The following is a 3438-nucleotide window of genomic DNA, read 5'->3' as shown; positions in this document are numbered from 1 at the left end:
GCTGTGCGGAGAACCCGGCGGTCACCGAACGGCTGCGCCGGACGGCGGCCGACCGGACCGGACCGGGCGCCCGGGTCCTCGCCGCCCCCGACGGGGGCGTCATCGCCGTCGCCCCCGGACGCCGGGTGGACTGCTCGGTCTCCGCCCTCGCCGAGCACGCCGTGGACCTTCTCGGCGCGGAGGTGGAGCGGCTTTGGGCGTCCTGACCCGGGTCGACGGCCCGCTCGTGGAGGTGAGCGACCTGCCGGAGGCGGGCATGTTCACGCTCGTCGGGCTCGGCGAGGCCCGCGTCCCGGGGGAGATCGTCGCGATTCACGGCGACAGCGCGACCGTCCAGGCGTACGAGTACACCGGGGGACTGGCGCCCGGCGACCCGGCCGAGGCGTACGGCGAACCGCTGTCCGCGTCCCTCGGGCCGCACCTGCTGGGCGGTGTGTTCGACGGGCTCCTGCGTCCGCTCACGGACGCGGGCACGTGGCTGACGGGCGTACAAGCCGCGCCGCGACCACGGGAATGGCGGTTCGTCCCTCTCGTCCGGCAGGGAGCCGGGCTCGGGGCGGGAGAACCGGTCGGCACGGTCGAGGGCGCGGGCGCGGTGCGCTACGTCGTCCTCACGCCCACGGCGGGAAGGGTCACCGCGATACGCCCCTCGGGCGCCTGCGGTCCGGACGTCCCGGTGGCCTCGGTCGGCGGCCGCGACATCGCCGTGGCGCGGAGACGGCCCGTCCGGCGCCCCGCGCCGTACCGGGAACGCCGGGAGGATCTCGTCCCGCTCGTCACCGGGCAGCGCGTCGTCGATCTCCTGCTGCCGGTGCCGCGCGGCGGCGCGGCCGCCGTACCCGGGGGGTTCGGCACCGGGAAGACCGTGCTCCTTCAGCAGATCGCCAAGTGGTGCGACGCCGACGTCGTCGTGTACGTCGGGTGCGGCGAGCGCGGCAACGAGATGGCCGACGTGGTCGCCGAACTCGCCGAGCTGACCGACCCCCGGACGGGCGGCCGACTCACCGAGCGGACGGTCGTGATCGCCAACACCTCCAACATGCCGATGATGGCGCGCGAGGCCGGCGTGCACACCGCCATGACGGTGGCCGAGCACTTTCGCGACATGGGCTACGACGTCGTGGTCATCGCCGACTCCACGTCCCGCTGGGCGGAGGCGCGGCGCGAGTTCGCGTCGCGGCACGGAGAGCTGCCGGCCGAAGAGGGCTATCCGGCGGATCTCGCGTCGGCCCTGGCGGCCTTCTACGAACGCGCCGGCCGGGTCACCACACTCGGCGGCCTGACCGGCTCCGTCACGGTGATCGGCGCCATCTCACCACCGGGCGGCGACATGACCGAGCCGGTCACCACCCTGACGCAGCGCTTCGTCCGCTGCCTGTGGAGCCTGGACCGTGACCTCGCCTACGCCCGGCACTATCCGGCGGTGTCGTGGGACTCCTCGTACGCCCGCGACGCGGACGCCATCGCCGGCTGGTACGCCCGGCACGGGATTCCGGGCTGGGGCGCCCGCCGGGAACGCGTGGCGGCCCTGCTGGCCGAGGCCGACCGGCTCGCCCTGCTGGCCGAGCTCGTGGGGGCCGACTCCCTGCCGGCCCGCGAACGGGTGGCGCTCCTCGCCGGGCGGATGCTGCGGGAGGGGGTGCTGCGGCAGAGCGCGCTGAGCGCCGTCGACGCCTTCTGCGCGCCCGAGCGCACCGCCGCGCTCACCGACGGGATCCTCGCCGCCATCGCCGAGTGTGAGGACATGGCGGCTCGCGGAGTCCCGGCCGAGGAGATCGAGGGGCGCGACTTCTCCCTTCTGCTGCGGGCCAAGGAGCGGCCCGCGGAGCCGGGCTGAGGTGGTGGGGCGGATGTGGCCCGAGCCGGAGTACACCGACCTCACCGACCTGCGCGGCCCGCTGATCGTCGTCCGTGGCGTCTCCGGTGTGGGCTGGGACGAGTTCGTCCGGATCCGGCTGGACTCCGGTGAGGAGCGCAGCGGGCTCGTCCTCGAAGTGGATCGGGACCTGGCGATCGTGCAGGTGTTCGAGGGCACGGACGCCATGACCCGTCATGACGCGCGCGTGGCCTTCAGCGGCGGTCCGTTGACGATCCCCGTCGGGGACGGCTGGCTCGGCCGAGTCTGCGACGGCCGGGGGAAGCCCCGAGACGGAGGGCCGCCGGTGTTCGGTCCCGTCGACGCGCCGGTCGGCGGGGCACCGCTCAACCCGACGCGGCGAAGCCCACCCGCCGAACCGGTGCTCACCGGAATCTCGGCGATCGACGCCCTGACCACCCTGGTACGGGGACAGAAGATCGCGATCTTCTCCTCGCCGGGACTTCCGCACCTGGAGCTCGCCGCTCAGATCGGTGCGCAGGCCGGCGTCCGGGGCGAGCCGTTCTGCGTCGTCTTCGCCGCCATGGGTCTCACTCACGCCGACGCCGCGGCCGTGCGCGACACGCTGGAGGAGCGGTCGGCCGCCGGCGAGCTGACCCTCCTGCTCAACCTGGCGGACGACCCGGTGATCGAGCGCGTCCTCACCCCGCGGCTGGCCCTCACGATCGCCGAGAACCTCGCCTTCACGGGCGGGCGGCACGTCCTCGTGATCCTGGCGGACATGACCGGTTACTGCGAGGCGCTGCGCGAGGTGTCGGTGGCGCGCGGAGAGATCCCGGCGCGGCGCGCCTATCCCGGCTACCTCTACAGCGACCTGGCCTCGCTGTACGAGCGGTGCGGGCGAATCCACGGCACGCCCGGCTCGGTCACGGTGCTGCCGGTCCTCACCATGCCCGCCGGGGACATGACGCACCCGGTGCCGGACCTGACCGGATACATCACCGAAGGCCAGATCGTGCTCACCCCGGACGCCGGAGTCCACCCGCCGGTCGACGTCCTGTCGTCGCTCTCCCGGCTGATGCGGGCCGCCGTGACGTCCACCCACATGGATCTGGCGGCGCAGATCCTCGCGGCCCTCGCGCGGGCGCGCCAGGCACGCGAACTCGCCGAGCTGATCGGGGCCTCCGCGCTCAGCGAGTCCGATCGGAGCTTCATCGCGTTCGAACGGAGTCTCCGCGACCGCCTGCTGGCCCAGCGTCCGGACGAGAACCGCCCGCTCGAGGAGACCTTCGACCGCGCGTGGCAGGCACTGAGCACGCTGCCGCGCCGGGAACTGACCACGGTGACGGCGGCCGAGCTGGACGCGCACCTGCCCCGGGGCGGGACGCGATGACCTCGCTCACCCGCGTTCCTCCGGGCCGGGCCGGCCGCCTGTGGCTCCACCGCCGCCTGATCATCGCCCAGCGCGGCGTCGATCTCCTCCAGCGCAAGCTCCGGATCCTCGTGCGGGATCACCACCGGCTGGCGTCCGAGGCCGAGCGGACCGGCCGGGACTGGGCGGCCGCGTGCGCGGACGCCGACGAGCGGGGTCTGCGGGCGTGCCTCGCGGACGGCCGCCGCGC

Annotated in this window: 4 protein-coding genes; all 4 read left to right on the top strand. The window is 74.3% G+C overall.

Translation table 11 applies throughout. The features are described 5' to 3' along the window. Positions 1 to 206 (top strand): hypothetical protein (locus tag ACFFNX_RS45465; protein WP_378212530.1); only part of this gene is annotated, 206 nt, incomplete at its 5' end. After that, entirely contained in the window at positions 194 to 1837 is a 1644-nt protein-coding gene (locus ACFFNX_RS45460; RefSeq protein WP_378212529.1) for a V-type ATP synthase subunit A, read from the top strand. The genes ACFFNX_RS45465 and ACFFNX_RS45460, both read left to right, overlap by 13 nt. Positions 1838 to 1850: 13 nt before the next feature. Further along, positions 1851 to 3209, top strand: a complete 1359-nt coding sequence (locus ACFFNX_RS45455) for a V-type ATP synthase subunit B (protein ID WP_378212527.1) — start codon at positions 1851 to 1853, stop codon at positions 3207 to 3209. Next, a partial coding sequence (locus tag ACFFNX_RS45450; RefSeq protein ID WP_378212525.1) for a V-type ATP synthase subunit D occupies positions 3206 to 3438 on the top strand: 233 nt, incomplete at its 3' end. The genes ACFFNX_RS45455 and ACFFNX_RS45450, both read left to right, overlap by 4 nt.

This window comes from Actinoallomurus acaciae, assembly GCF_042429965.1.
GTDB classification, from domain to species: Bacteria; Actinomycetota; Actinomycetes; order Streptosporangiales; family Streptosporangiaceae; genus Actinoallomurus; species Actinoallomurus acaciae.
The sequence above is the reverse complement of the archived record's forward strand: the minus strand, read 5'-3'. Positions and strand labels throughout refer to the sequence as shown.

What these genes read in the sequence shown, in the direction of transcription:
- ACFFNX_RS45455 (WP_378212527.1), top strand. Translation starts at nt 1,851, where the DNA reads ATGTGGCCCGAGCCGGAGTACACCGACCTCACCGACCTGCGCGGCCCG.